This window comes from Microbacterium sp. CGR1, from assembly GCF_001266755.1.
In the GTDB taxonomy this organism is placed as follows: domain Bacteria; phylum Actinomycetota; class Actinomycetes; order Actinomycetales; family Microbacteriaceae; genus Microbacterium.
On record NZ_CP012299.1, the window covers coordinates 374,038 to 396,085 of the forward strand.

21 protein-coding genes and 1 pseudogene are annotated in these 22,048 nt (G+C 69.2%); 12 read left to right on the plus strand and 10 right to left on the minus strand.

Annotation, left to right across the window (positions count from 1 at the left end; translation table 11 throughout):
* Positions 1–122 precede the first annotated feature (122 nt).
* The 3 genes from AKG07_RS01710 (at position 123) to AKG07_RS01720 (ending at position 4,066) form a co-directional block, all read left to right on the plus strand.
* Entirely contained in the window at positions 123–1,577 is a 1,455-nt protein-coding gene (locus AKG07_RS01710; protein WP_053095680.1) for a GMP reductase, read from the plus strand.
* 114 nt (positions 1,578–1,691) lie between these two features.
* Positions 1,692–3,008, plus strand: coding sequence for a hemolysin family protein (locus AKG07_RS01715; RefSeq protein ID WP_053095681.1), 1,317 nt, complete (start codon positions 1,692–1,694; stop codon positions 3,006–3,008).
* On the plus strand, positions 3,005–4,066 hold the full coding sequence (locus tag AKG07_RS01720; RefSeq protein WP_053095682.1) for a hemolysin family protein: 1,062 nt from the start codon (positions 3,005–3,007) through the stop codon (positions 4,064–4,066). Before AKG07_RS01715 ends, AKG07_RS01720 begins: the two co-directional genes overlap by 4 nt.
* Before the next feature lie 60 nt (positions 4,067–4,126).
* Here AKG07_RS01720 and AKG07_RS01725 read toward each other — a convergent pair whose 3' ends face one another.
* Positions 4,127–5,194, minus strand: coding sequence for an NADH:flavin oxidoreductase/NADH oxidase (locus AKG07_RS01725; protein WP_053095683.1), 1,068 nt, complete (start codon positions 5,192–5,194; stop codon positions 4,127–4,129).
* 56 nt (positions 5,195–5,250) lie between these two features.
* Here AKG07_RS01725 and AKG07_RS01730 point away from each other — a divergent pair, with 56 nt between their 5' ends.
* Genes AKG07_RS01730 through AKG07_RS01750 form a run of 5 tightly spaced genes read left to right on the plus strand, consistent with a single transcriptional unit; the run spans position 5,251 to position 9,526 of the window.
* On the plus strand, positions 5,251–6,087 hold the full coding sequence (locus tag AKG07_RS01730) for an NAD(P)H-hydrate dehydratase (protein ID WP_053095684.1): 837 nt from the start codon (positions 5,251–5,253) through the stop codon (positions 6,085–6,087).
* A complete protein-coding gene (locus tag AKG07_RS01735; protein ID WP_233277303.1) occupies positions 6,084–7,322 on the plus strand; it encodes a hypothetical protein in 1,239 nt (412 codons plus the stop codon). Before AKG07_RS01730 ends, AKG07_RS01735 begins: the two co-directional genes overlap by 4 nt.
* A 4-nt stretch (positions 7,323–7,326) precedes the next feature.
* Positions 7,327–7,659: a thiamine-binding protein gene (locus tag AKG07_RS01740; RefSeq protein WP_053095685.1), complete on the plus strand. Its 333-nt coding sequence runs from the start codon at positions 7,327–7,329 to the stop codon at positions 7,657–7,659.
* A 9-nt stretch (positions 7,660–7,668) separates the two neighbouring features.
* Positions 7,669–8,889 carry an MFS transporter gene (locus AKG07_RS01745; protein ID WP_053095686.1) on the plus strand — a complete coding sequence of 407 codons (1,221 nt, stop codon included), beginning with the start codon at positions 7,669–7,671 and terminating at the stop codon, positions 8,887–8,889.
* A 28-nt stretch (positions 8,890–8,917) separates the two neighbouring features.
* On the plus strand, positions 8,918–9,526 hold the full coding sequence (locus AKG07_RS01750; protein ID WP_053095687.1) for an NUDIX hydrolase: 609 nt from the start codon (positions 8,918–8,920) through the stop codon (positions 9,524–9,526).
* On the opposite strand, the gene metX is transcribed toward AKG07_RS01750, so the two are convergent.
* The 4 genes from metX to AKG07_RS01770 all read right to left on the minus strand — a co-directional run bounded on the left by metX (position 9,523) and on the right by AKG07_RS01770 (position 13,926).
* A complete protein-coding gene (gene metX / locus AKG07_RS01755) occupies positions 9,523–10,731 on the minus strand; it encodes a homoserine O-acetyltransferase MetX (RefSeq protein WP_053095688.1) in 1,209 nt (402 codons plus the stop codon). The genes AKG07_RS01750 and metX overlap by 4 nt on opposite strands.
* 83 nt (positions 10,732–10,814) lie before the next feature.
* Positions 10,815–11,660: an endonuclease/exonuclease/phosphatase family protein gene (locus AKG07_RS01760; protein WP_233277351.1), complete on the minus strand. Its 846-nt coding sequence runs from the start codon at positions 11,658–11,660 to the stop codon at positions 10,815–10,817.
* 209 nt (positions 11,661–11,869) lie between these two features.
* The gene (locus AKG07_RS01765; protein WP_053095690.1) at positions 11,870–13,192 is read right to left on the minus strand and encodes a bifunctional o-acetylhomoserine/o-acetylserine sulfhydrylase; all 1,323 of its coding nucleotides are present in this window, start codon (positions 13,190–13,192) and stop codon (positions 11,870–11,872) included.
* Positions 13,193–13,335: 143 nt separating this feature from the next.
* Entirely contained in the window at positions 13,336–13,926 is a 591-nt protein-coding gene (locus AKG07_RS01770) for a TetR/AcrR family transcriptional regulator (RefSeq protein ID WP_053095691.1), read from the minus strand.
* Between the two features lie 34 nt (positions 13,927–13,960).
* Between AKG07_RS01770 and AKG07_RS17965 the strand changes: the two are divergent.
* From AKG07_RS17965 to AKG07_RS01785, 4 genes and pseudogenes are all read left to right on the plus strand, one after another.
* Positions 13,961–14,338, plus strand: a pseudogene (locus AKG07_RS17965) (DMT family transporter); the annotation flags it as partial.
* 603 nt (positions 14,339–14,941) lie between these two features.
* The gene (locus AKG07_RS01775) at positions 14,942–15,724 is read left to right on the plus strand and encodes an SDR family oxidoreductase (RefSeq protein ID WP_171821902.1); all 783 of its coding nucleotides are present in this window, start codon (positions 14,942–14,944) and stop codon (positions 15,722–15,724) included.
* 2 nt (positions 15,725–15,726) lie between these two features.
* Positions 15,727–16,437 carry a uracil-DNA glycosylase gene (locus AKG07_RS01780; protein ID WP_053095692.1) on the plus strand — a complete coding sequence of 237 codons (711 nt, stop codon included), beginning with the start codon at positions 15,727–15,729 and terminating at the stop codon, positions 16,435–16,437.
* Between the two features lie 4 nt (positions 16,438–16,441).
* A complete protein-coding gene (locus tag AKG07_RS01785; protein WP_053095693.1) occupies positions 16,442–17,059 on the plus strand; it encodes a GNAT family N-acetyltransferase in 618 nt (205 codons plus the stop codon).
* A 9-nt stretch (positions 17,060–17,068) separates the two neighbouring features.
* On the opposite strand, the gene AKG07_RS01790 is transcribed toward AKG07_RS01785, so the two are convergent.
* Genes AKG07_RS01790 through AKG07_RS01810 form a run of 5 tightly spaced genes read right to left on the minus strand, consistent with a single transcriptional unit; the run spans position 17,069 to position 21,995 of the window.
* Positions 17,069–17,863 carry an ABC transporter ATP-binding protein gene (locus AKG07_RS01790; protein ID WP_082297778.1) on the minus strand — a complete coding sequence of 265 codons (795 nt, stop codon included), beginning with the start codon at positions 17,861–17,863 and terminating at the stop codon, positions 17,069–17,071.
* Positions 17,860–18,651: an ABC transporter ATP-binding protein gene (locus tag AKG07_RS01795; protein ID WP_053095694.1), complete on the minus strand. Its 792-nt coding sequence runs from the start codon at positions 18,649–18,651 to the stop codon at positions 17,860–17,862. The genes AKG07_RS01790 and AKG07_RS01795 overlap by 4 nt, the downstream gene beginning before the upstream one ends.
* Complete coding sequence (locus AKG07_RS01800) at positions 18,648–19,514, minus strand: ABC transporter permease (RefSeq protein ID WP_053095695.1); 867 nt, start codon at positions 19,512–19,514, stop codon at positions 18,648–18,650. Before AKG07_RS01800 ends, AKG07_RS01795 begins: the two co-directional genes overlap by 4 nt.
* Positions 19,514–20,461 (minus strand): ABC transporter permease, encoded by a 948-nt coding sequence (locus AKG07_RS01805; RefSeq protein WP_053095696.1) that lies wholly within the window; start codon positions 20,459–20,461, stop codon positions 19,514–19,516. Before AKG07_RS01805 ends, AKG07_RS01800 begins: the two co-directional genes overlap by 1 nt.
* 13 nt (positions 20,462–20,474) lie before the next feature.
* Positions 20,475–21,995 carry an ABC transporter substrate-binding protein gene (locus tag AKG07_RS01810; protein WP_053095697.1) on the minus strand — a complete coding sequence of 507 codons (1,521 nt, stop codon included), beginning with the start codon at positions 21,993–21,995 and terminating at the stop codon, positions 20,475–20,477.
* Positions 21,996–22,048 lie beyond the last annotated feature (53 nt).

Genomic DNA, 22,048 nt, shown 5'->3' on the forward strand with positions numbered 1-22,048 from the left:
GCACACCAGGACGCGTGATGCGTCCGGGCCCGCACACTCTCGACTTCCAAGCCTAACGTGTTTCCTCGGGCATTCGTCGAAGGCATGCGCCCTCGGCGGCGCTATCTGAGTACCGTGGGGGTATGGAGTTCTCCGGTGAGTCACCCGCAGTCGATCTGACCTATTCCGACGTGTTCCTCGTGCCGCGACGATCAGCTGTCACGAGTCGTCTGCAGGTCGACCTGGCGCCGCAGGACGGGACTCCCGCGACGCTCCCGATCGTGGCCTCGAACATGAATTCCGTCACCGGTCCTCGGCTCGCCGCGGTGCTCGCGCGGCGGGGCGGGCTCGGAGTGCTTCCGCAGGACATGCCCCTGCAGGGGCTGGACGCCGCGATCCGCGATGTCAAGGCGCAGCCGGTGCTGTGGGACACGCCGATCGTGCTGCCGCCCGAGGCGTCGGTGGCGGATGCCCTTCGTCTGATGCCGGCCACCGCCGGGCACGGCATCGTCGTCGCCACGGGAGAGGCACCGCACGATGCGGAGAGGATCCTCGGCGTCCTGCCCGCGACACGGCTGGCGACCGCGCTGCCCGATGCGCAGCTGGGCGATCTCGTGCACGTCGGTACACCGTCGCTCGACGCCGACGACATCGGATCCGAGCGTCATGCGTTCGACGTGATCACCGACGCGGGCGTCGACATGGTCACGATCACGCACCACGGACATCTCGTGGGCACCCTCAGTGCGCGCAGTGCTCTGCGCTCGACGCTGTATCGGCCGGCCCTGGACCGCGACGGCCGTCTCGCCGTCGCGGCGGCGGTCGGCATCAACGGAGACGTCGCCGCCAAGGCGAAGGCACTGGCGGCCGCAGGCGTCGACGTGCTCGTGGTCGACACGGCGCACGGGCACCAGGAGGGGATGCTGCGTGCGCTGAGCGCCGTGGCCGCTCTGGACCTCGGCATCCCGATCGTGGCGGGGAACATCGTCACCGCCGACGGCGTCAAGGACCTCGTCGAGGCGGGCGCCTCGATCCTCAAGGTCGGCGTGGGGCCCGGCGCCATGTGCACGACGCGGATGATGACCGCGGTCGGCCGCCCGCAGTTCTCCGCCGTGCTCGAGACCGCAGAAGCGGCACGCGAGCAGGGCGCGCACGTCTGGGCGGACGGGGGTGTGCGATATCCGCGCGATGTGGCGCTCGCGCTCGCCGCCGGCGCAGCATCCGTCATGGTCGGCTCCTGGTTCGCCGGGACGATCGAAGCGCCCGGAGAGCTGCAGAGCGACGCGGAGGGCCGTCTCTACAAGGAATCCTGGGGCATGGCCTCGACGAAGGCGGTGCAGGCCCGATTCGGACGCCTCGATGCCTATGAGCGCGCACGGAAGGAGCTGTTCGCGGAGGGGATCTCCTCGTCGAAGATCTACCTCGATCCGCTGCGTCCGGGACTCGAGGACCTGCTCGACATGATCACCTCGGGCGTGCGGTCGTCGTTCACCTATGCCGGTGCGTCTTCGGTGCCCGAGTTCCACGACAGGGCGCTCGTCGGGCTTCAGTCCGCGGCCGGATACGAAGAGGGCAAGGCGCTGCCGGTCAGCTGGTAGCGGTCCGTCCTCCGTCGCACCGGCATCCCGTAGAATCGTGGACACCATGGACGACCCTCCCAGTTGTAGTACATCGCCCCACTGCCTGCCTCTCCACATCGGGAGGAACGACTGATGGACTACATCCTCTTGGGCGTGGGGCTTCTGCTCACTGTGGGCACGGGGCTGTTCGTCGCGAGCGAGTTCGCGCTGGTCAATCTCGACCGTGCCGACCTCGAAGCCCGCCAGGCCCGAGGCGAGTCCCGCCTGTCGCTGACGATCAGCGCACTCAAGCACACCTCGACCCACCTGTCGTCCGCCCAGCTCGGCATCACCCTGACGACGCTGCTGACCGGGTACACGATGGAGCCGGCGCTCTCGAACCTCCTCGGTCCGACGCTCGTCGCGTGGAGCATCCCCGACGCGGCCGTCGGCCCGATCGCCACCATCGTCGCCATGCTGGTCGCCACGGTTCTGTCGATGATCCTCGGCGAGCTCGTTCCGAAGAACTTCGCTCTCGCCCTGCCGCTCGCGACCGCGAAACTCGTCATCCCGTTCCAGGTCGCCTTCACCACCGTCTTCAAGCCCGCCGTCGTCGTGCTCAACGGCAGCGCGAACGGGGTCCTGCGGAGCATCGGCATCGAGCCGAAGGAGGAGCTCTCGGGCGCCCGCAGCGCAGAAGAGCTCTCCTCTCTCGTGCGTCGTTCGGCGAGCGCCGGGCTGCTCGAAGCCGACACCGCCAGCCTGCTCGACCGCACCCTGACGTTCTCGCGATTGACGGCCGCCGATGTGATGACGGCTCGGCCGAGCATGCATGCGCTCGCCGTCGGAGACTCGGCGGACGACGTCATCCAGCTCGCTCGCCGGACGGGGCACAGTCGCTTCCCGGTGTACGACGACGATCTCGACGACATCACGGGTGTCGTGCACCTCAAGGCCGCGATCTCCGTGCCGCGCGAGCGACGCGGCGAGGTCCCTGTCGGCGCGCTCTCGACCGATCCGCTGCGCGTGCCGGAGACCGTGCACGTCGATGCGCTCATCTCTGAGCTCAGAGCCCGCGGATATCAGCTGGCGGTGGTCGTCGACGAGTACGGCGGAACTGCCGGTCTCGTCACGCTGGAGGACCTCGTGGAGGAACTCGTTGGCGAGGTCTCCGACGAGCACGACCGCACGCGCGCCGGTGTCGTCCGCAATCGGGACGGCATCACGTTCCCCGGGGAGCTGCGGCCCGACGAGCTGCGCCGCAGAGCGGGCGTGGAGGTTCCCGAGGGAGATGTGTACGACACCGTGGGCGGGTATGTCATGAGCGTCCTCGAGCGCGTGCCGTCGGTGGGCGACGAGGTCGCCCTCGACACGGGCACGCTCCAGGTCGTCCGGATGGACGGTCGCCGCGTCGATCGGATCCGCTACGTTCCGAGTCCGGATCTGCCGGGAGAGGTGGTCGGACGATGAACGACTGGGGAGGACTGGCCTGGCTGGTCGTGCTGCTGGTGGCGAACGCGTTCTTCGTGGGCGCAGAGTTCGCGGTGATCTCCGCGCGTCGATCGCAGATCGAGCCGAAGGCCGACCGCGGGTCGCGCTCGGCCAAGACCGCGCTCTACGCGATGGAGCACGCGACGCTGATGCTCGCGACCTCGCAGCTGGGCATCACCATCTGCTCGCTGCTGATCCTGAACGTCTCAGAGCCCGCCATCCACCATCTGCTCGCTGTGCCGCTGCACGCGATCGGCTGGTCGGACGGCGTCGTCGACGCGGTGTCGTTCACGATCGCCCTGCTCATCGTGTCGTTCCTTCACGTCGTGTTCGGTGAGATGGTGCCGAAGAACCTCGCGTTCTCGGTGCCGGATCGCGCGGTGCTCATACTCGCGCCGCCGCTCGTGTTGGTGTCCAAGATCTTCATGCCGGTGATCTGGCTGCTGAACGCGGCCGCCAACGGCGTGCTGCGGCTGTTCCGGGTCGAGCCCAAGAACGAGGCGGCGTCGACGTTCACACTCGACGAGGTCGCGACGATCGTCGACCAGTCACGGCGCGAGGGCGTGCTCACCGACACGGCGGGCACGGTCGCGGCCGCCGTGGAGTTCACCGACAAGAAGGCTCGCGACGTGGCTGTTCCGCTCAGCGATCTCGTGACCCTTCCGCAGTCCACGACGCCCGACGACATCGAGAAGGCCGTCGCCCGGTACGGATTCTCGCGCTACGTGATCGTCGACGACGAGGGTGCGCCGGTCGGGTACGTCCACCTGAAGGACATCCTGCGGGCGTCGGACGGGCCGGGCTCTGCCGCGAAGCTGGTCGAGCCGCTGCCCTCGAAGCGCATCAACCACATGGTGCCGATCCAGGAGGACACGGATCTGGAAGACGCACTCGCGGTGATGCGCCGAGCGGGTCGACACCTGGCGAAGGTGCGCGACTCCCAGGGGCGCACGACCGCCGTGCTCTTCCTGGAGGACATCCTCGAGGAGCTCGTGGGCGAGGTGCAGGACGCGACCCGTCGCATCCGCGGCCACTGAACCGCACACATGACGAAGGCCTCGGTCCGAGCGGACCGGGGCCTTCGCCGTGGGTGGTGGTCAGCGCCAGTGCGCGCGCTCGTACTGCGGCGGCCAGGTGATGTCCGCGCCGAGTTCGTGCGCGGCGCGGAGCGCGAAGTGCGGGTCGCGCAGCCACTCCCGGCCGGCGAAGATCGCGTCGGCGGCCCCGTCGGCGAGCACCTGCTCGGCCTGTTCGGCAGCGGTGATCAGGCCCACGGCGGACACCGGGATGCGTCCGCCCTGGCGTACCGACTCGGCCAGCGGCACCTGGTATCCCGGGAACACGCTGATCTGCTGATGCGCGACGAGCCCGCCGCTGGAGACGTCGATGAGATCGGCCCCGTGCTCGGTGGCCCAGGTGCTCACCGTCGCCGCCTCCTCGGGCGTGAACCCGCCCTCGGCGTGATCGGTCGCCGAGATGCGGACGAACACCGGCACATCGTCACCGGCGACCTCGCGGATCGCGTCGACCACCCGGAGGAGCAGCCGAGCCCGGTTCTCGAGCGATCCGCCGTACTCGTCGTCCCGCAGGTTCGACAGAGGAGAGAGGAACTGGTGCAGCAGGTATCCGTGTGCGCCGTGGACCTCGAGCACGTCGAAGCCGGCGTCGAGCGCCCGTCGAGTGGCGGCGGCGAATCCCGCCACGACGGCGTCGATGCCGGCCGCATCGAGTGCGACCGGTGCGGCGAAGCCCTCGAAGGCGATCGCGGACGGGGCCGTGGTCGTCCATCCGCCGTCGGTCTCGGGCACGGATCCGCGCTCGTCGGCCCAGGGCCACCAGGTCGACGCCTTGCGGCCGGCGTGCGCCAATTGGATGCCCGCTGCGGCACCGCGCGAGTGGATCGCCTCGACGATCGGCGCCCAGGCGTCGCGCTGCTCGTCGTTCCAGAGCCCGGCGTCTCGCGGTGAGATGCGACCTTCCGGCACGACAGCGGTCGCCTCGGCGACGATCAGGCCCGCGCCGCCGGAGGCGAACTGCGCGAGGTGAGTGTGGTGCCACTCCTGCACGACGCCGTCCACCGCGCTGTACATGCACATGGGGGACACCCAGAGCCGGTTGCGGAAAGTGGAGGAACGGATGCTCAGGGGAGAGAAGAGAATGCTCACCCCTCGACGCTACTGTGCGGCTGGGGCGAGGAGGGCCGTCGCACTAACGTGGAGTCATGCCCGACGCACGCGATTGGTCCCGCGACGACACCGCCCGCCTCCTGCGCGTGCCGGGCGCGGATGACGACAAGTACTCCCGCGGGGTCGTGGGCCTGCGCACCGGGTCTTCGGACTACCCCGGCGCAGCCGTGCTCGGCGTGGAAGCGGCGTGGCGTGCCGGAGCAGGATTCGTCCGGTATATCGGTGAGGGACGAGCGGCGGATGCCGTGATCGCTCGCCGCCCCGAGACGGTGGTCAGCCCGCGGGCCGCCGGCGCACGCGTCGGCGCCTGGGTCATCGGATCGGGGACGAATGCCGCGAGCAGGACCTCCGACGAGGAACGCGAGCTCCGCGACCTGCTCGACGGCTCCGTCCCGGTGGTCGTCGACGCGGGGGCACTGGATCTCGCGCCCGGGAGCCGCGCGCCGCTCGTGCTGACGCCGCATCGACGCGAGTTCGAGCGGCTGCAGACTCAGCTCGGCTTCGCCGGTGACGATGATCGGGCGACCGCGGTCGCCCGCGTGGCGAGCGAGATCGACGCGACCGTGCTGCTGAAGGGCGCGCAGACGCTGATCGCAGACCCCGACGGCGGCGTCATCCGAGTGGAGGCAGGCACCGGCTGGCTGGCGACGGCCGGCACCGGTGATGTCCTCGGCGGTGTTCTCGGAGCGCTGCTCGCGGGCGCCGTCGATGCATCGACTGCGGAGATCGCGGCCGCCGCCGCCTGGCTGCACGGTCACGCCGGGCGCATCGCTGCGGGCATCGGCGCAATCGGGGGCGCGCAGGGACATCCGATCGTCGCCCTGGATGTCGCGGAGGCTCTTCCTCGCGCGATCGCGGACGTCATCGCGTGAGCCGCACCACGACGATTCGTCTCGTCGCGCTGTGGAGCGCGTTCGCGACCGTGCATATCGCGATCGCGGTCATGGGGTGGCTGTACCCGAGCCAGCCGATGGGGGACGTGGTGCTGGTCTACGAACCCTGGTCGACCGCCGCGCTCTCGGGAGGAGCGATCGTCGGGATCACCGAGTCGTGGGTCTATCCCCAGCTCGCGCTCGTTCCCATGCTGCTCGCCAAGGTCCTGTCGGCCCCGCTCATCGCCGTCGTGGGCGCCTCGGAGGCCTATCTGATCGCGTGGGCTGCGCTTGTGACGGTGCTCGATGCGATCGCCTTCGCGGTGCTTCTCGGCCGCGCATCATCTCGGCCGCGGCGTGCGGCGGCGTGGTTCTGGGTCGCCGCCCTGCTTCTGCTCGGCCCGATCGCGATGTACCGCATAGACGCGATCACCGTGCCTCTGACGGTGATCGGCGGGCTCTGGCTGGTCCGTCGCCCCGCTGCGGCAGCCGCACTGCTGACGATCGGCGCCTGGATCAAGATCTGGCCGGCCGCCCTCGTGCTCGCCGCCGTGGTCGCGCTCGTGAGCAGGATGCGCGTCCTGCTCACGGCTGCAGCCGTGTCCGCCGTCGTCATCTCGCTGCTGTTCCTGCTCGGAGCCGACACCGAGATCTTCGGATTCCTGACGGAGCAGACCGGGCGGGGCCTCCAGATCGAAGCCGTCGCGGCGACCCCGTTCCTCTGGCTCGCGATCTCGGGTGCCGCTCGCATCGAGTACAGCTTCGACATCCTGACCTTCCAGATCAGTGCTCAGGGTGCGGACGCGGTCAGTGCGGTGCTCACACCGCTGATGGCGGTCCTCGTGGTCGTCGTGATGGTCGTCGGGGGACTCAAGGCTGCGCGGAGCGCATCGTCGGCGCGGCTGTTGCCTCCTCTCGCGCTGAGTCTCGTCACGACCCTGATCGTGATGAACAAGGTGGGCTCACCGCAGTTCCAGACGTGGCTGATCGCTCCGGTCATCCTGTGGTTCGTCTTCGACCGCGCACGAGCCGTCTGGCCCGCCGTGCTCGTGCTCGCGCTCTGTGCCCTCACGTGCCTGGTCTACCCGCTCAGCTACGACGCGCTGCTGCGCGCGGAGCTGCAGCCCATCGTCATCCTGACCGCGCGGAACGTCCTCCTCATCGTGCTCCTCGCCGTCGGCATCCGCGCCGTCGTCCGTGTGCCCGCCCGCAATCCGTCCACCACCCGGGAGTGAACCCATGTTGATCGCCTTCTCCGTCGCGCCGAGCGGCACACCCTCCGACGGATTGGAGCGCTCAGACGCGTCGGTCCACGACGCGGTCGCCGCCGCCGTGCGGGTCGTGCGCGAGTCGGGACTGCCGCACCGCACGACCAGCATGTTCACCGAGATCGAAGGACCGGACTGGGACTCGGTGATGGACGTCGTCAAGCGCGCGACCGAGGCCGTGATGCCGTTCGGGTCGCGGGTCTCGCTGGTGCTCAAGGCTGACATCCGACCCGGGTACGCGAGGGAGCTCGACGCGAAGATCGAGCGGCTCGAAGCGGCGATCGACGACTCGGACACCCCGTAGACTCGACGGGTGAATCCCTCGACTGAATCGAGGGGTGCGGCGAAGTGGGCGCTCCTCTCCCTCGCCATCGGCAGCTTCGGCATCGGCATGACCGAGTTCGTCGTCATGGGCCTGCTGCCCAACATCGCTGACGAGCTGCTGCCCACGCTGTGGGCCAGCAGCCCCGAAGACGCGCTGAGCCAGGCCGGCTGGCTGATCTCGCTCTACGCTCTCGGCGTCGTCGTCGGAGCTCCCACGATCGCCGGCTTCGTCGCGCGCTACCCGCGGCATCGCGTGATGATCGGGCTGGCTCTGGCGCTGACCCTGTTCAACGCGCTCACGGTCTTCCTCCCGACCTTCGAGCTCGTCGGTGCCTCGCGATTCCTCGCGGGGCTGCCTCACGGCGCCTACTTCGGCATCGGCGCGCTGGTCGCGGCTGACGTGATGGGGCCGGGCAACCGAGCCAAGGGCGTCGCCTTCATCCTCACCGGATTGACGGTGGCGAACGTGGTCGGGGTGCCGTTCGGGACCTTCCTCGGTCAGCTCTGGGGGTGGCGGGCAGCCTTCGCGGTCGTGACCCTCGTCTTCGCCCTCGCGACCGTCTGCATCATCTTCTTCGTGCCCGAGCATCCCGGCTCTCCCGGCCGGACCATGCGCGAGGAGCTCGGCGTGTTCCGCATCCCGCAGGTCTGGTTCACGCTCGGCGTCGGTGCGATCGGGTTCGGCGGCTTCTTCGCGGTCTACAGCTACATCGCGCCCCTGGTGACCGAGGTGGCGGGCTCTCCCGAGTGGGCGGTGCCGATCGTGCTGGTGCTGATGGGATTGGGCATGACCGCCGGCAACCTCGTCGGCGGGCATCTCGCCGACATCGACCTGCGACGCACGCTGCTCTTCGGACTCGCAGCGATGGCGCTCGTGTTCGCACTCCTCGCCGTGCTCGCATTCTGGATCGTCAGCCTCGCCCTCCTCGTATTCGTCGTGGGCTTCGTGTCCTCGGTGCTCAGCCCGACGATCCAGACGCGGTTGATGGATGTCGCCGGAGACAATCAGTCGATCGCCGCGGCGATGAACCACTCTGCGCTCAACATCGGCAACAGCCTCGGCGCGTTCCTCGGCGGCATGGTGATCGCGGCCGGATGGGGCTTCGTCGCGCCGTCGTGGACCGGGGCGGCCCTCGCCGTCGCGGGCCTCGTGATCGCGTTGCTGTCGTATCGCACAGAGGCGCGCAAGCCCGTCCTCGTTCAGGCCTGAGCGGCATTGCGCCTCATAGAGTGAGGCTGTGACCGATCTCGACCATCTGCCCGTCGCCGGGACGGCCGTGCTGCTGCGCTCGACACCCGACGGCTTCGCTGTGCTGCTGATGCGCCGGCCGGATCGCGGTTCGTTCGCCGGTGCGTGGGTGTTCCCGGGCGGCAAGGTGGAGCCGTCCGACCGCCGCGCGGGGGCGGAGGAGAGCGACGACGCGCGTCGAGCGGCGATCCGTGAGACGCGCGAGGAGGTCGGCCTGACGATCGCCGATCCGGTGCTGCTGTCCTGCTGGCAGCCGCCGGCCGAGGCGCCGATCCGCATCCGGACGTGGTTCTTCCTCGCCGGAGCGCCGCGAGGGGACCTGCGGTTCTCGCCCGACGAGGTCGTCGACGCGGTCTGGCTGAGCCCTGCCGAAGCTCTGTCGAGGCATGCGACGGGGGAGTGGACGCTCTTCCCGCCGACGTGGGTCACCCTGCATCAGCTCAGCCGGTTCGACACGGCCGAGGACGCTCTCGCGTCGGCTGGCGAGGCGCAGCACTTCGCGACCCGAGTGGTCCAGTCGCCACAGGGCACCGACTTCGAGTGGGAGGGCCTACGGCTGCGCACCGGATCCCTGCCGTGGACGATCGATCCGATCTAGCTCGCGAGCAGCCGCCGCAGGTTGCTGCCGACCGCCTCGGTCTCGATGAGGAAGCCGTCATGCCCGAAATCGCTGTTCAGCACCACGGCCTCGGTGCCGTCGAGGGTGTTCGGGATGCTGCGGGAGATGCGGTGCTGGCCGTCGACGGGGAAGAGGCGGTCGCTGTCGATGCCGAGGACGAGCGTCGTCGCCGTCACGGCGCGCAGCGCCTCTTCGACCCCGCCGCGGTCGCGGCCGACGTCGTGCGAGTTCATCGCCTCGACGAGGGTGATGTAGCTGTTCGCGTCGAAACGGCGGGTGAACTTGTTGCCGTGGAAGTCCAGGTACGACTCGACCGCGAAACGTCCGCCATGGCCGAGAGGCGACACCCCTGACTGCCACGAGCGCTGGAACCGCTGGTTGAGCTCGATCGGACTGCGGTAGTTGAGCAGTGCCATACGACGGGCGAGCGCCAGTCCGCGGTGCGGGCCGTCGCCGTCGGCCAGATCGTAGTACTCGCCGCCCAGGAACCGGGGATCCATCCGGATGGTCTCGAGCTGCACCGTGTTCAGGGCGATCTGATCGGCTGTCGTGACCGGAGGCGATGACAGCACGGCGAGGCGAGCGACACGCTCGGGGTGCGAGACCGCCCATTCGAGCGCGTGCATCCCGCCCATGGAGCCGCCGATCACCGCAGCCCAGGTGTCGATGCCCAGCGAGTCGGCGAGGCGTACCTGCGCGGCGACCTGGTCGCGGATCGTCAGGTAGGGGAAGCGCGAGGCCCACTCGTATCCGGAGGGGGCGATGCTGGCCGGGCCGGTGGATCCCTGGCAGCCGCCGAGCATGTTGGGTGCGATGACGAACCAGCGGTCGGTGTCGAGCGGTGCTCCGGGGCCGGTGATGTCCTCCCACCAGCCGGCGGTCGGGTGTCCCGCCCCGGCGGCGCCGCGCACGTGACTGTCGCCGGTGAGCGCATGCAGGACGAGGATCGCGTTGTCCCGGTCGTCGTTCAGCTCGCCCCAGGTCTCGAACGCGAGGCGGAAGCCCGGGAGCTCGGCGCCGCTCTCGGTCGGGAAAGCGCCGAACGAGGTGAAACGCCGTCCGCCGGCCGGGTCCCCGTCGCGCCAGGCGCCGGTGGCGGGAGGTCGTGCGCGAAGCAGGCGCACGTCGGCCTCCGTCACGGGCGCCGACGGCACCGTGTCCTCAGAGGTCGTCTGCCAGTCCATGCTTCCATTCTCGCCTGACGCGCGACGCGCCGGCCGCAGGTTACGCGCCCGGTGCGCCGCGGACGGATGCGTCGTCGGATCGCTCAGAACGCGAGGGTGGTGACCGTCGCCAGGTGGTCGCTGCTGCCTGCCCGCATGGTCGTCGAACCGAGCACGGTCAGGCCGCGCGTGAAGACATGATCGATCCTGGCGAGCGGGAGTGCGGCGGGCCACGTGAACCCGAGGGCGCCGTCGGTCGGCCTGACCCAGTCGAGCTGAGATCGGATGGCGCCCAGGGCAGGATCTGCAGAGGCGGCGTTGAAGTCGCCGACGACGACGACCGACCCCGATGAATCGGCGGCGACGGCATCGGCGATGCCGGACAGCATCGCGTCCCGCTCGCTCTGCATGCCCGGGCGGACGGACGCCGCGTGCATGACGTAGACGGCCACGTCGCCGTCCGGCGCATTCACGACCACACGCAGTGCGCGCTTCCAGTCGAGTCCGAGCGACAGCGCCTGCGCATCCGCGATCGGCAGGCGGCTCCACACGGCGACCGTGCCGACGGCATACGAGTGCGGGTAGTCGGCGGCGAGCGTGTCGCGTGCCGCCGCGAGGCTGTCGGCGTCGAGCTCGGTGAGGGCGATGACCTCGGCGCCGGAGCCAGCGAGGTCCGTCGCGGATTCCGCCGCGCCACCGGAGTGGGCGCGCACGTTCTGGCTGACGATCCGCACGCCGGGCGACTCGTCGGCGCTGCCCGAGGCGAAGCCCGGAGCAGACGGAGCGATCGCCATCGTCCACGCGACGATAGGCACGAGCAGCACCAGGAGGACACGTCGGGCGAGGAGGAGGGCGACCACCGCCAGCACTCCGAGCGCGAGACCGCACCAGGGGAGAAGCGCAGCGGCCGCGGTTCCCACCACGCCCGGGACCCAGACGCACACGATCATGACCAGCACGACCAGTGCGACGACGGCGATGGCTCGCCCCGCGGGTACGTGCGTGCGTCGGCGGGTCGGCGGATGCGTCGTGGCGGCGATCGTGAGCTCCTCGGGTGGGTTCTCATTGTCGTCCGCGCCGCCTGTGCACGGGCCGAACGAGCCGGGGACGAGAAGTGCCCCGAGCCGAAGCCCGGGGCACTTGCTCTGCGTGATGGCGGTCAGGCGCGAGCGGCCTCCGACACGCGGCGAGCCGCGGCGAGTGCCTCGTCGAGGTCTGCCTTGAGGTCGTCGATGTTCTCGATGCCCACCGACAGTCGCACGAGGCCGGGGGTGACGCCGGCCGTGAGCTGCTGCTCGGGCGTGAGCTGCGCGTGGGTGGTCGACGCCGGGTGGATGACGAGAGAGCGCACGTCGCCGATGTTCGCGAGGTGGCTGAACAGCGACAGGCTGTTGACGAACTCGCGACCGGCTTCGACGCCGCCCTTGAGCTCGAACGACAGCACCGCGCCGACGCCCTTGGGCGCGTACTGGTTCGCCTTGGCGTACCAGGGCGACGAGGGCAGGCCAGAGTAGTTGACGGATGCCACGTCGTCCCGGCTGTCGAGCCACTCGGCGATCTCCTGGGCGTTCTGCACGTGACGCTCGATGCGCAGCGACAGCGTCTCGATGCCCTGGATGAGGTTCCAGGCGCTCTGCGGCGCGATGGCCGAGCCGAGGTCGCGGAGCAGCTGCACCCGGGCCTTGATGATGTAGGCGAGCGGGTCGCCGACCGCGGCGGTGTAGCTCGCGCCGTGGTACGACGGGTCGGGCTCGGTGAGGCCGGGGAAGCGCTCGACGTTCTTCGACCACTCGAAGGTGCCGCCGTCGATGATCGCGCCGCCGATGGTGGTGCCGTGGCCGCCGAGGAACTTGGTGACCGAGTGCACGACGATGTCGGCGCCGTGCTCGAACGGGCGGATAAGGTACGGAGTCGCGATCGTGTTGTCGACGATCAGCGGGACGCCGCCCTCGTGCGCCACGTCTGCGACGGTGCGTATGTCGAGGATGTTGATCTGCGGGTTGCCGATGGTCTCCGCGAAGAAGAGCTTGGTGTTCGGTCGCAGCGCGCGGAGCCACTCCTCGGGGTCGTCCTGGTTCTCGACGAACGTGACCTCGATGCCGAGCTTGGCGAGCGTGTACTTGAACAGGTTGTACGTGCCGCCGTAGATCGAGCTGGACGAGACGATGTGGTCACCGGCCTGCGCGATGTTCAGCACAGCGAACGTCGACGCCGCCTGACCGCTGGCGAGGACCAGGGCTCCGGTGCCCCCCTCGAGCGCCGCGAGGCGCTGCTCCAGGACGTCCTGCGTCGGGTTCTGGATGCGGGTGTAGATGTTGCCGAACTCCGCCAGGGCGAACAGGTTCGCGGCGTGATCCGCGCTGTCGAACACGTAGGACGTGGTCTGGTAGATCGGAGTGGCACGGGCCTTGGTCACGGGGTCGGGAGCAGCGCCGGAGTGGATCTGCTTGGTCTCGAAACGCCAGGTCTCGGGTGCGGACATGTGTTCCCCCTGGAACTGTTGGAAGGTCGATTCGACTGATGTCGTTGATGCGACAGTACGGAATATCGGAAGTTGTCAACAGTGGGTGGGAAATGTGACGTAATGAACACCGGCCGGATCCCGGCGCCGGTGCGCGTGCGGGTTCAGGGCCGGCCGAGCAGCCTCGCCGCCCACGTGCGAGCGATCGCGAACGGCTCGGCGAACGTCGTCATCCCGACCGTGACGATCGCGCCCTCGTACAGCAGCATCATCGCCTGTGCCATCGCCTGCGGATCGGTGATCCCCGCTTCGCTGCAGAGCTCCTCGAACAGATCGAGGAGCCAGGCCTTCTGGCGAGACACCTCGGGGAACACCGGGTGGTCGTCGTTGCCCTCGCCGATCTCGGCTCGGGCGTTGATCGCGCTGCATCCCTTCGGGCTGTTCTCGTCGGACCAGGAGATCGCGGCGTCGAAGACCGCGAGCACACGGTCGGCGCCGGGATCGGGCACCCGGGCGAGCTGGCCGGCGACGTGGTCGCGCCACCGCGCATCCCGGTGCTGGAGGTAGGAGACGACCAGCGCCTCCTTCGACCCGAAGCGGTCGTAGAGCGTCTTCTTCGTGACTCCGGCCGCCTCGGCGATCGTGTCGACCCCGACCGCGTGGATGCCTCGCTCGTAGAACAGTCGGGATGCGGCGTCGAGAACGCGCCGCCCTCCGGGCGTGAGCGGGACGAGTTCGGGAACGGACGAGGTCATGCGGACGACTATACCAGTCTGTATAGTCGTCCGCATGAGTAAACAGATCGGTGTACTTCGGGTCGTGACGACGGCGACCGCCGCGACCGCATTCGTCGTGACCTGGAGCTCGGGGTTCATCATCCCGGCGTTCGCCACCGTCGAGGTCTCGCCCCTGACGCTCCTCGTGTGGCGGTTCGCACCCCTGGCCGTCGCGCTGCTCGTGCTCGTCGTCGTCTCAGGAGCGGCGACGGGGATGCACCGACGTGAGCTCCGGATCCAGGCTTCGATAGGGATCTTCGCGCAGTTCGGCTACTGCATCGCGGTCTACGGTGCCGTCGCCGCAGGCATCGCCACCGGCACCGTGGCTCTCATCGACGCGGTGCAGCCCCTGGTGGTGGCTGTGCTCGTCGGGCCCATCCTCGGTCTGCGTGTGCGCGGAGCTCAATGGGTCGGGCTCGGAGTGGGCGCGATCGGAGTGCTGCTCGTCGTCCAGTCGCAGCTCGGCGCCACCGAGGCTCCACCTGCGGCCTATGCGCTGCCGGCCGTCGCCATGGTGTGCCTCATCGTCGGCACCCTGCTGCAGCGGAAGACCGGGGTGCAGACCGGCGTGCTCGTGACGCTGACCGTCCACGTGACGGTGACGGCGGCGCTGCTCGTGGTGATCGCGGCGGTGACGGGGACGCTGGTTCCGCCCGCCTCCGGATCGTTCTGGCTCGCCGTGGTGGCTGACCGCGGCCGCTCCGACGCTCGCCGCATACGGTCTGTACTGGTGGCTGCTGAAGCGCATCGGCATCACCGCCCTGCAGGCGCTGCTCTTCCTGATCGCGCCGACGACGTCACTGGCCGGAACCATCCTGCTGGGGGAGCCTCTGACGATCCTCACGATCGCCGGATTCGCCCTGTGCGGAGCCGGGGTCGCACTCGTCCTCGTCTCCGAGGTCCGGTCGGCGCGCGTCGACTCCCGACGCGGCGCGTCGAGACGACCCGACGATGCGCAGCGGCTTTCGCGGCCGGAACATCGTACGGTGGAGGAATGGTGAACAGGCGTGCAGTGGTGACGGGTGCGAGTTCGGGTATCGGACAGGCGACGGTGCGCGCGCTGCGCGCCCGCGGCTGGGGGGTCGTGGGAGTCGCACGACGGGCGTCCCGACTGGAGGCGCTCTCGGCGGAGACCGGGGCGTCGACGATCGCGTGCGACCTGACGAACCCGGAAGCCGTCGCAGCGCTGGTCTCGGAGCTCGAGGATTCGGGACCCGTGCACGCTCTCGTGCAGGTCGCGGGCGGAGCGCGAGGCACGGATCGCATCGAGAACGCGTCGATCGACGACTGGCAGTGGATGTACGACGCGAACGTGCTCTCGAGCCAGCGTCTGGTGGCGGGGCTCCTGCCTCTGCTTCGTCGGGCAGCCGCCGCGGACGGTCACGCGGACACCGTGTTCGTGACCTCGACGGCCGCCCAGGTGGCCTACCCGGGCGGCGGAGGCTACAACGCCGCCAAGGCCGCGCAGGCCATGCTCGTGCACGCCCTCCGTCTCGAGTTGAACGGCGAGCCGATCCGCGTGTCCGAGATCGCTCCCGGAATGGTGCACACCGAGGAGTTCACGCTCAACCGTCTGGGCGGAGACGCGGTCGCGGCAGAGGCCGTGTATTCGGGCGTCGAGGCGCCGCTGCGCGCCGAGGACGTCGCCGACGTGATCGCCTATGCCCTCGACGCGCCCGCTCATGTGAATCTCGACCTCGTCACGATGCGACCCGTCGCGCAGTCGGCCAACCATCTTCTCGCCCGCGGACCGCTGCGCGTGCGGCCGATCGACTGAGGATGACCGCGCGCACTCTCGCCGAGCTCGCCGGCGACGGTCTCATGGACCCCGAATGGGCGGACGCACTCGCTCCGGTTCAGCAGACGATCACCGCCCTCGGGGAGCGGCTGCGGGAGGAGCAGGCCGCAGGACGCGGTTATCTTCCCGCGGGCGATCACGTGCTGCGCGCCTTCGAACGCCCGATGTCCGACGTCAAGGTGCTCATCACCGGTCAGGACCCGTATCCGACTCCCGGGCACCCGATCGGGCTGTCGTTCGCCGTCGACCATGACGTGCGGCCGCTGCCGCGCAGCCTGGGGAACATCTACCGGGAACTCGAGAGCGATCTCGGCATCCCGCCTGCCCCGCACGGAGATCTGTCCGCGTGGAGCGACCAGGGGGTCCTGCTGCTCAACAGGGTGCTGACCGTGCGGCCCGGCGAGGCCGGCTCCCATCGCCGCTGGGGATGGGAGCAGGTGACCGAGCTCGCGATCCGCGCACTCGTCGCGCGGGACCAGCCGCTCGTCGCGATCCTGTGGGGCAAGGACGCGGCGAATCTGCAGCCCCTCCTCGGCGAGACCCCCGTGATCGCCTCGGCGCACCCGTCTCCGCTCTCCGCACGGCGCGGATTCTTCGGCTCTCGGCCGTTCTCGCGAGCGAACGAGCTGCTCGACGGGCTCGGTGCGAGTCCGATCGACTGGCGCGTCGGCGAAGCGCCCCCTCTAAGCTGATCGCATGCAGTTCGAGCCCGGTGATCGCCGCCGTGTGCTGCCGCGCCATCTGCGCCCGCAGCCCGAACCCGACGTGTTCTCGTACTCGATCCGCCCCGCACGTTCGGGCGACCTCCCGTACGTGCGCGAGATCTACAACCATTTCGTCAGCAATTCGGTGGTCACTCTCGATGAGCGGCGCAGCAGCATCCCCTACTGGCGTGAGAAGTTCGCGCTGCTGAGCAAGCTCGGCCTGCCCTTCCTGGTGGCGGTCTCGCCGGCGGGGGTCGTGATCGGGTACGCGCTGGCGCAGCCGTGGGCGGGCAAGAACGCGTACCGGTACACGGTCGAGGACTCGATCTACCTCGGTCCGGGAGCCGGCGGCAAGGGGCTCGGAGCTGCGCTGCTGCAGGCGCTCATCGACGCCTGCGAACAGCTCGGCATCCGCGAGATGGTGGCCGTGATCAGCGACACGAAGGCCGACGCCTCGATCCGGCTCCACGCGAAGCTCGGCTTCGTCGAGGCCGGACGGATGGGCCGAGTCGGGCACAAGTTCGGCCGCGACCTCGGGACCGTCTACATGCGCCGCGCGCTGCGTCCCAGCCGTCGGCGGAAGTTCTTCAGCACGAGCTCGGCGCGCTGACGACCCTGCTCACGACGGGGGAGCGGGGATCACGGGGATCGCGGCGAGGAGAGCCTTCGTGTAGTCCTGCGTCGGGCGCAGCAGCACGTCTGCGGTGGGTCCTCGCTCGACGACGGCGCCGTCCTTCATCACGACCACCGTGTCGCACAGGTTCTGCACCACGCCGATGTCGTGCGACACCAGGACGAGCGTCAGGTCGGCGCTGCGTCGCAGCTCGATCAGGAGCTCGAGGATCTGAGCTCGCACGGTCACGTCGAGCGCCGACAGGGGCTCGTCTCCGACGAGGATGCGGGGTCGATGCACGATGGCGCGGGACAACGCGATCCGCTGCCGCTGCCCTCCCGAGAACTCATGCGGGTAGCGGTCGCCCATCTCGGGTTCGAGGCCGACCTGCTCGAGCACGTCGCGCACGCGCGCGCGGTGGTCTCCCTCGATGCCGAGCGCCCAGAGGGGCTCTCGGATGATCTGGGCGGCGGTCATCCGAGGGTCCAGCGATGCGTACGGGTCCTGGAACACGAGCCCGGTCTGACGGCGCAGCCAGTGCAGCGAGCGGGCGGATGCCGCAGCATCCACGGCTCTTCCATCGACGGTGACGGTGCCGGACGTCGGACGGTCGAGTCCGAGCAGCAGTCTGACGAGCGTCGATTTCCCCGACCCGGATTCGCCGATGATCCCGACGGACGACCCCTCGACGATGTCGAGGTCTGTCGGTGCCAAGGCTGTCTGCCTGCGCGTCGGCTCGAAGGCGGAGCGCTTGGGGATCACGAAGTCACGCCGCAGAGACCGCGCCTCGATCAGGCTCATCGCGTGCCTCCCTCGGGCCGCCACAGGGTCGCGGTCGCGTCGCGGAGCAGCCCCTGGGTGATCGGCGACGTCGGGGCGGTGAGAAGCGTGCTCACGGGAGCCGCCTCGACCACGTGGCCGTCTTCGAGAACCACGCCCTGGGTCGCGACCTGAGCGAGGACGGCGAGATCGTGGGTGATGAACACGAGTGACATGCCCTGCTCCTCGACGAGGTTCAACAGCAGAGCGAGGATCTCGGCTTGGATCGTGACGTCGAGAGCGGTCGTCGGCTCATCGGCGATGAGCAGACGCGGTCGGCACGCGAGCGCCATCGCGATCGCCACCCGCTGCCTCTGACCGCCGGACAGCTGGTGCGGATACCGATCGACGATCGACGTCGGGTCGGGCAGGCGCACGCGAGCCGCCTCCTGGATCGCTCGCTCTCGGGCCTCTCGTCGACCGATGCCCTCGTGGATGCGGATCGACTCGGCGATCTGCCTGCCGACCGTGCGGATCGGGTTCAGAGCGGTGCGCGGCTCCTGGAAGACGATCCCGATCTCGTCACCGCGCAGGCGTGCGAGCTCGCGATCCGGCATTCCGATCAGCTCAGTGCCGTTCCAGCGGATGCTGCCGCTCGCGGTCGCGCCGTCGGGAAGGAGCCCGAGAACGGCCAGGGCGGTCAAGGACTTGCCAGATCCGGATTCGCCGATCAGGCCCAGGCGCGATCCGTCCGGCACCTCGAACGAGACGCCGTCGACCACCGACCGTCCGTCGATGCGGACGACGAGGTCGGTCACTTCGAGACTCATGCGATCACCGCCGGCGTGTGGATCTCGGCGGCGCGATGCCGCAGCGTGGGATCGGTGGCCTCGCGCAGGCCGTCGCCCAGGAGGTTGAGAGCGAGCACCGTGATCGTGATCGCGAGGCCCGGCCAGATGACCGAGAGGGGATGCACGCCGATGTAGCGCTGGAGATCGGCGAGCAGCAGCCCCCAGCTCGGCTCCACCACCGACGCGCCGAAGCCCAGGTACGACAGTCCCGCTTCGGCGAGCACGGCGACCGCCATCGACCACGACAGCTGCACGATGAACACCGGCGCGACGTTGGGCAGCAGGTGGCGTGCGAGGCTCTGACCGGTCGTCAGGCCGGAGGCCCGCGCGGCGAGGACGAAGTCGCTCTGCTGCACGCGGCGCAGCTCTGGTCGGGTGACGCGAGCGATGTTGACGCCGAAGCCGATGCCCACCGACCAGATCACCACCCAGAGCGAGCCGCCCCAGACCGACGAGATCATCATCGCGATGAGCAGCACGGGGAAGGCGATCAGGATGTCGACGAGCACGGCCACCGTCTCACGCAGCCACCGTGCCGTGAGCGCGCCGAGCGCGGCCAGGGCGATGCCGACGACCGTGGCGACGAGCCCGGCGCCGATGCTCACGAACACCGTCGTCCGAGAGCCCGCCATGAGCAGACTGAGGATGTCGCGCCCGGTGTCGTCGGTGCCGAGCAGATGCGGCCAGCCGGGGACACCCCAGCGAGCCGCCAGATCGGACTCCTGCGGGTCGAACGGCGTCCAGAACAGCGAGACGAGCGCGGTGAGAGCGACGATGGCGACGACGATCAGACCGAATCGCCCGGTCGCGGTCCGCCACAGTCTCGACAGCCAACCGGACATCAGGCCTCCCTCTGCCGAGGATCGATCGCACGATGGACCAGATCGACGAGGAAGCCCACCACGAGCACGAAACCGGTGAGCACGAGCAGCTCGCTCTGCACCTTGACGAGGTCGCGCGTTCCGACGTCGGCCACGAGCATCCGCCCGATACCCGGGAGGGTGAACAGCTGCTCGATGACGACCGAGCCGACGATGATGCCCGCGACCTGCAGTCCGAGGACAGTGATGATCGAGAGTCCGACCGCCGGTATGCCGTGGGAGATAAGGGCGCGCGTGCGGGTGAGTCCCTTGGCGGCGGCGGTGCGGACGAAGTCCTGTCCCGCAGCCTGCAGGGTCGCACTGCGCACGAATCTCATGAGCATCGCGCCCTCGACGATGCCGATCGTGAGAGCGGGCAGCAGCAGCGATTCGATCGCTCGCCAGGGCGTGCTCCACCCGGTGCGGGGGAAGCCCTGCGGGGGAAGCCAGCCGAGCCAGACCGAGAAGACGACGATGAGCATCATGCCCGCCCAGACGACGGGCACCGCGGCGAGAGCCTGCGCGCCCACGCTCAGCGCCGTGCCTCCGCGACCGCCACGACGCAGCGCGGCCAGAATGCCGAATGGCACGGCGATGAGGACGGCGATGAGCAGGGAGAGGATGCCGAGCGGGACCGTGACCTGCGCCTTCTCGAGCAGCTCCTCGCCGACCGAGGCGCCCGAGAGGAGCGACGTGCCGAGATCGCCGCGGAAGATCCCGCCGATCCACTCCGCGTACTGCGCGGGGAGAGGACGGTTCAGACCGAGGGATTCGCGAAGGGCCTCCACCTCGTCGGGGGAGGCCTGCGTGCCCGCGATCAGCTGCGCGACATCGCCGGGGAAGACCCTGAGGGTCAGGAAGATCACCGCACTCGAGACGAGGAGCCCTGCGATGAGCAGGGCTCCTCGAACGAGCGCGTAGCGGATCACGACGTGCGCGTCATCACTTCTCGGTGGCCACGGTCACCCCGGCCAGGTTGATGCGGGAGTTGATCGAGTCCTCGGGGAAGCCGGTCACGAGCGGGCTCACGGCCGTGATGGTCGCACCGTTGTACAACCAGTCCGCCGCGTGGTCCTCGGACACGATGCGCGCGGCTTCGGCGAGCAGGTCCGCGGACTTGTCGGGATCGACCTCGGCCAGCGCCTCGGTGTACAGGCCCTGCACCTCGGCGTTGTCGTAGCCGAAGTAGTAGTCGGGGTTCGCGAAGTTGCCGAAGTCGCGCGGCTCGACGTGCAGCACGAAGCTGAGGTCGTAGTCGTGGTTGGTGTAGACGTCCTCCAGCCAGGCCGGGAACTCGACGGAGTCGACATCGAGGGTGACGCCGACCTTCTGGAAGTCCGAGATGAGCACCTTGGGGACCGTCGTTCCGTAGAAGCTGGGGATCGTCAGGGTGAGCTCGAGATCCTCCTGGCCGGCTTCTGCAAGCAACTCCTTCGCCTTCTCCGGGTCGTAGGAGACGACATCGGAGAGGTCCTCGTAACCGGGGTCCAGCTCGGGGATCGGTCCGTACAGGGTGGATCCCGCACCGACGGCCTCGACGAGAGCCTCGTGATCGATCGCGAGACGGAGTGCCTCGCGTACCCGGACGTCGTCGAGAGGCGCCTTGGCGTTGTTGAACGCGAGCGTGGCCTTGTCGGTGGTGCGCCCGGTCGTGAGGGCGAAGTCGCCGGAATCCTCGAGCTGCGGGGCGAGATTCGGGTCGACGGCTGTGAGAACCTGGACCCCGCCGTCGAGAGCGGTGTTCACTCCGGCGGTGAAGTCGGGGATGTACTGGAACTCGACCTCGGCGACTCCCGCCGGTTCGCCCCAATAGGCGTCGTTGCGGGCGAAGGTGATGGCGCTGCCCTTGTTCCACCGAGTCAGGGTGAAGGGGCCGGTTCCGTTCTCGGCGGTCTTGAGGTCGGTCGTGTCGCCCGTCTGGAAGACGAGACCCGCAGGCCCGGTGAGCGAGAACAGGAAGTTCTGGTTCGGCTCCGTGAGCACGATCTGCACCGTCGCGGGGTCCGGGGCGGTGATAGAGGCCACCGAGGCGAACTCGGCGTTGCCCTGCAGCGTCGCGTCCGTGCGGACGGCCTCGTACGAGGCGACCACGTCGGCCGAGGTGAGTGCGGTTCCGCTGTGGAACGTGATGCCCTCGTTGAGGGTGAACGTGTAAGTGAGTCCGTCGTCGGAGACCTCGTAGTCCGAGGCGAGGCGGGGCACGATCTCGTTCTCCTGCGTCCGGCTGATCAGACCCTCGTAGATGTTGTCGATGAGGATCTGTTCGAGGGCGGCGCCGCTGGTGTGACGGATGTCGAGATTGGTGGGTTCGAGGACGAGCCCCACCTGGAGCGTCGCGTCGGGATCGGGCTCTCCGACGGGCTCAGTGGTCTCGGGCGCTGCGGCACCTGCGCAGGCGGTGAGGACGATGGCGCTCGCCGCGATGGCGGAGATCAGCGCGAGTCGTCGCGTACGTCGGAACATGGGTTGTTTCCTCTCGGTGCGGCAGTTGCTGTGTGCCGATGGATCGAGCCTAG

What these genes read in the sequence shown, in the direction of transcription:
- AKG07_RS01710 (WP_053095680.1), top strand. Translation starts at nt 123, where the DNA reads ATGGAGTTCTCCGGTGAGTCACCCGCAGTCGATCTGACCTATTCCGAC.
- AKG07_RS01715 (WP_053095681.1), top strand. Translation starts at nt 1,692, where the DNA reads ATGGACTACATCCTCTTGGGCGTGGGGCTTCTGCTCACTGTGGGCACG.
- AKG07_RS01720 (WP_053095682.1), top strand. Translation starts at nt 3,005, where the DNA reads ATGAACGACTGGGGAGGACTGGCCTGGCTGGTCGTGCTGCTGGTGGCG.
- AKG07_RS01730 (WP_053095684.1), top strand. Translation starts at nt 5,251, where the DNA reads ATGCCCGACGCACGCGATTGGTCCCGCGACGACACCGCCCGCCTCCTG.
- AKG07_RS01740 (WP_053095685.1), top strand. Translation starts at nt 7,327, where the DNA reads ATGTTGATCGCCTTCTCCGTCGCGCCGAGCGGCACACCCTCCGACGGA.
- metX (WP_053095688.1), bottom strand. Translation starts at nt 10,731, where the DNA reads ATGGACTGGCAGACGACCTCTGAGGACACGGTGCCGTCGGCGCCCGTG.
- AKG07_RS01760 (WP_233277351.1), bottom strand. Translation starts at nt 11,660, where the DNA reads ATGATCGTGTGCGTCTGGGTCCCGGGCGTGGTGGGAACCGCGGCCGCT.
- AKG07_RS01765 (WP_053095690.1), bottom strand. Translation starts at nt 13,192, where the DNA reads ATGTCCGCACCCGAGACCTGGCGTTTCGAGACCAAGCAGATCCACTCC.
- AKG07_RS01770 (WP_053095691.1), bottom strand. Translation starts at nt 13,926, where the DNA reads ATGACCTCGTCCGTTCCCGAACTCGTCCCGCTCACGCCCGGAGGGCGG.
- AKG07_RS01775 (WP_171821902.1), top strand. Translation starts at nt 14,942, where the DNA reads ATGGTGAACAGGCGTGCAGTGGTGACGGGTGCGAGTTCGGGTATCGGA.
- AKG07_RS01780 (WP_053095692.1), top strand. Translation starts at nt 15,727, where the DNA reads ATGACCGCGCGCACTCTCGCCGAGCTCGCCGGCGACGGTCTCATGGAC.
- AKG07_RS01785 (WP_053095693.1), top strand. Translation starts at nt 16,442, where the DNA reads ATGCAGTTCGAGCCCGGTGATCGCCGCCGTGTGCTGCCGCGCCATCTG.
- AKG07_RS01790 (WP_082297778.1), bottom strand. Translation starts at nt 17,863, where the DNA reads ATGAGCCTGATCGAGGCGCGGTCTCTGCGGCGTGACTTCGTGATCCCC.
- AKG07_RS01795 (WP_053095694.1), bottom strand. Translation starts at nt 18,651, where the DNA reads ATGAGTCTCGAAGTGACCGACCTCGTCGTCCGCATCGACGGACGGTCG.
- AKG07_RS01800 (WP_053095695.1), bottom strand. Translation starts at nt 19,514, where the DNA reads ATGTCCGGTTGGCTGTCGAGACTGTGGCGGACCGCGACCGGGCGATTC.
- AKG07_RS01810 (WP_053095697.1), bottom strand. Translation starts at nt 21,995, where the DNA reads ATGTTCCGACGTACGCGACGACTCGCGCTGATCTCCGCCATCGCGGCG.